At 36.0% G+C, this 4,162-nt stretch carries 4 protein-coding genes; all 4 read right to left on the bottom strand.

What is annotated here, in order from left to right:
* Nucleotides 1–201: 201 nt before the first annotated feature.
* Nucleotides 202–654, bottom strand: a complete 453-nt coding sequence (locus tag DFR78_RS11675) for a universal stress protein (protein WP_114458998.1) — start codon at nucleotides 652–654, stop codon at nucleotides 202–204.
* Between the two features lie 110 nt (nucleotides 655–764).
* Nucleotides 765–2,015 (bottom strand): nickel-dependent lactate racemase, encoded by a 1,251-nt coding sequence (gene larA, locus DFR78_RS11670; protein ID WP_114458997.1) that lies wholly within the window; start codon nucleotides 2,013–2,015, stop codon nucleotides 765–767.
* A gap of 11 nt (nucleotides 2,016–2,026) precedes the next feature.
* A complete protein-coding gene (sucD, locus tag DFR78_RS11665; RefSeq protein ID WP_114458996.1) occupies nucleotides 2,027–2,899 on the bottom strand; it encodes a succinate--CoA ligase subunit alpha in 873 nt (290 codons plus the stop codon).
* A 1-nt stretch (nucleotide 2,900) separates the two neighbouring features.
* A complete protein-coding gene (sucC, locus tag DFR78_RS11660) occupies nucleotides 2,901–4,040 on the bottom strand; it encodes an ADP-forming succinate--CoA ligase subunit beta (protein WP_158531772.1) in 1,140 nt (379 codons plus the stop codon).
* Between the last annotated feature and the right edge of the window lie 122 nt (nucleotides 4,041–4,162).

The raw sequence follows: 4,162 nt of genomic DNA, 5'->3' as shown, positions 1-4,162 counted from the left end.
GTTAGGTCATCTTCATTTTCAACCTTAACCTTTCCTGCTACTTTTAATTTCCCCATGTTTTCTTCATGCATCTTTAACGCTTTTTCTTTTAAATTTTTCAAAATAATCCCTCCTGGATTTTCAATGTTTTTTATTCTAACAGAACTTTTCCCACCCAGAGATATTATAAATATTATCTTTGAGTGGGATTATTATTATTATTTATTTTACAACTAATACAGATGTTTTTGCCTGTTTAATGATCTTTTCAGCTGTACTTCCAAGCAGTTTATCTTTTAATGTTTTATCACCTTTATCTGCGATAACTATTAGATCAAAATCATTTTCTTCAGCATAATCACAGATATCTTCTGCCGGATGATTTCCTTCTTTAACAACTCTTTCTGTTTCCAGACCTTTTTCTCCTAATGTAACTTCACACTGCCCATATAATGTACTGCATGTTTTTAAAGCTTCTTCTGTTTCTCTTTTTGTTTTTTCCAGATCGAGATTTAACTGTTCAAACTCTTCTTTAGATCTTATCAATCTGTGTTCAGGACTTACAATTGTCAGAAATGTAACTGCACCCTTACATAAAAGAGCCATTTCCTGAGCTTTCTGAGCTACATCAGAACAGCTTTCAGAACCTTTTACAGCAACTAAAATTTTAAACATATAATTTTCTCCTCTCTCTAGTCAAATAAAGCTTTAATCTAAGTTAATTATACTGCACAACACTAATTTTTAAAACAGTTAGTACAATTTCTTTTTTTATTCTACAAAAACTATTCTTTTAATTTAGGAAGTGTGGATATTCCATAAGGAATAACAAGTATTTTTGCATCATCACCAAGTTCATCCAGAGCATCTTTCAGTGCACTGTTCAGATCATCAAATATATTTATGAAGAGTTTATCTTTTATATCATCTGATAGTGATGTAACAAGAGAAATCTCACTTTCAGTATGAATCATGGCAATTCGAGAAGCCTTGTGGCGGCCAAGGATAAAATCATGTTCCAGCTCATCTATTAACTCCTGAGCAGTTTTTCCTCCGGTAAGAGCTTCTCCAAAATGATCTTCTCCCAGCCCATCCTCACATTTAGCTGCAATTAAAATTTTACCACCTTTTTTTACAGCAAGACTGGCATTTTCCATGGCTTTATGTGTCTGATAAAGATCAATATCCTTTGGCATTCCACCTGGTGTAGTAATTACAATATCAGCAAGTTCATCAATTTCACTCTGATAGATATCTTCTATATATTTCTTACCCGCACGGTGGGCGGCTGTTACTTCACCGGCAACAACTTTTATCAGTTTTTTACTGCTGTTCAGCACAGCATTAACCATAAAATCTACTCCGACCATTTCTCCAATTTCTTCTATTTCTTCTCGAACAGGATTTCCTTCTATCTGTCCACCTCTGGCCAGAGGATCCAGAAATCTCTGATGATTCTGCAGTATTGTCTCTCTGCTGCAGACACCTGGTGCAAGAGCTTTTGCACCTCCACTAAATCCAGCAAAATAATGATATTCCAGATTACCTGTTGCTATAATAAAATCTGCATCGAGGACCTGATCAAATATCTCTATCTCAGTGCCCCTCTCAGTTGTACCGACATTTCTACAGCTTTCAACATCATGGTCTATACATTCTATTCTGCTGTATATTTCTTCTCCAACAAGATTTTTCTTTTCTTCTTCAGTCTGTTTTCTGTGTACTCCAAGTCCAAAAACTATCTTTATATTCTCATCTTTAACTCCTGCTGAGTTTAATTCTGCAACAATAGGAGGCAGAAGGAGATAGGAGGGAGAAGGGCGAGAAATATCGCTGGCCAGTATTACAACTTGATCTGTATCACTTACTAAATCTTTAAGTTTTTTACTTTTAATAGGTTCAGCCAGTGCCCTTATCACTTCTGCCTCAGGATCTTTCAGAGCTTCAACATCTTCAGGCAGCAGTTCTGCCATCAGATTTTTTTCGGGAACATCTACCTTTACTTTTTCGTGGCCGTATTTCAATTTAAATTCCATAATACTCCACCTCAATCTATATATTTTTTACAGAGAGCAGGAATATCCGTCAGTTTCCTTGCAACTTCAATCCCGGCTTCCTCAAGTTTTTCTTTTTTATAATCAGCACTACCCTCTCCACCTGGAGAAACTATAGCACCTGCATGGCCCATTCTTTTTCCTTCTGGTGCAGCTTCTCCTGCTATAAATGCAATAACAGGTGTTTTCATATGTTTTTTAACATAAAGAGCTGCTTCTTCTTCATCTGTACCACCTATCTCACCAATCATTACAACAACTTCTGTTTCTGGATCTTCTTCAAACATTGGGAGCAGATCTTTAAATGTTACACCCTGTACAGGGTCACCACCTATCCCAACCACTGTAGACTGTCCAATTCCACTTGTTGTCAGATTATTAACTGCTTCATAAGAAAGGGTAGCACTTCTAGAAATCATACCCACACTTCCTTCTTTATAAATACTATCTGCCATAAATCCTAATTTTGATTTTCCGGGAGATATAATTCCAGGAGTATTGGGTCCAATTAATGTACAGCCATTTTTGTTTGCATATTCTCTACAGTAAACCATATCATGAAACGGAATACCTTCTGCAACTGTAACCACTATTTCAAGTCCAGCATCAACTGCTTCTAAAATGGCATCTCTGCTGAATCTGGGAGGAACAAATAGTATACTTGCATCTGTATCTGTAGCTTCTGCGGCTTCTTTTACTGTATCAAATACAGGTAGGCCGTGTACTTTTTGGTCACTTTTTCCTGGTGTTACTCCACCAACTACATTTGCTCCATACTTCAACATCAAATCAGCATGGAAACTTCCTTCACGACCTGTAATTCCCTGCACAATAATTTTAGTATCTTTATCTAGAATAATACTCATACTATTCACCACCTTTAAGAGTTTTTACAACTTTTTCTACTACTTCTTCCAAATCAGATGCTGCTTCTAATCCTGCTTCTTTTAGAATTTTTATACCTTCTTCACGATTTGTACCCTGAAGTCTGCAGACAATAGAAATATCAGCTGGTACTTTTTTAAGTGATGCACTTACACCTGCAGCTATCTCATCACATCTTGTTATACCACCAAAAATATTAAACAGTATTGATTTAACATCACTATCCTGCAGAACAACATCTACAGCCTTCTGAACTTTTTCAGAGGTAGCTCCACCACTCAAATCAAGAATATTGGCCGCATTTATTCCGTGGCGCTGCAGTGAATCAAGAGTGGAAATAGCAAGACCAGCACCATTACTTATTATTGATACATTTCCACTCAATTTGATAACAACAAAACCAGCCTGACGGCCAATTAACTCCATTTCTTCTTCTTTTTCTTCATCCCACATTGTGAGGAGCTTTGGCTGTCTATATCTGGCATTGTCATCCATCTCTAATTTGCCATCAAGAGCCTTAACACTTCCATCGGTGAGAAGTGCAAGTGGATTGATTTCTACTAATAAACAGTCACTATTTTTATATATCTCATAAAGTTTCTTTACTATTGGTGCAACTTTTTTGCTCATCTCTTTATCAAAATCAAAAGCTTTAGCTACAGGTGTCAGATGGAAATTTTGCAATCCTAATACCGGATCAATATCAACTTTAACTACCTTTTCTGGAGTTTCTGCTGCTACTTCTTCGATATCCATTCCACCTGAACGGCTGAAAATAAGGGTGTCTGTTTTTTTACTTCTATTTAGAGTTAATCCCAGATAATATTCTTCTTTAATTTCCTGCTGTTCTTCAATTAATAATCTGTTTACTTCTTCACCTTTTATTTTCATATTAAACAGATCTTCTGCCATTTTTTCTACTTCTTCTTTAGTTGAAGCAAATTTAATTCCGCCAGCTTTACCTCTTCCACCTACATGAACTTGAGATTTTAAGGCAACTTTATAATCCAGTTCTTCTGCTTTTTCTACAGCTTCTTTTACTGAAAGTGCAAGCTGGCCAGAAGGGGTTTCTATACCATTTTCTGCAAAAACTTCTTTAGCCTGATATTCATATATTTTCAAGTTAGTTTCACTCCTTTTATGACTTAGCCTTTTTGGCAAGCTCCATACCTAATTCAAAAGCCTTCATATTTACTTCTTCTGTTCCTTTGGGAATTCTTCCCTTAATTGCTTTTTTGTATACA

Origin of the sequence: Halanaerobium sp. MA284_MarDTE_T2, assembly GCF_003337245.1 — a bacterium.
In the GTDB taxonomy this organism is placed as follows: Bacteria; Bacillota; Halanaerobiia; order Halanaerobiales; family Halanaerobiaceae; genus QPJE01.
This window is presented reverse-complemented; position numbering and strand designations above follow the sequence as displayed.

What these genes read in the sequence shown, in the direction of transcription:
- DFR78_RS11675 (WP_114458998.1), bottom strand. Translation starts at nt 654, where the DNA reads ATGTTTAAAATTTTAGTTGCTGTAAAAGGTTCTGAAAGCTGTTCTGAT.
- sucD (WP_114458996.1), bottom strand. Translation starts at nt 2,899, where the DNA reads ATGAGTATTATTCTAGATAAAGATACTAAAATTATTGTGCAGGGAATT.
- larA (WP_114458997.1), bottom strand. Translation starts at nt 2,015, where the DNA reads ATGGAATTTAAATTGAAATACGGCCACGAAAAAGTAAAGGTAGATGTT.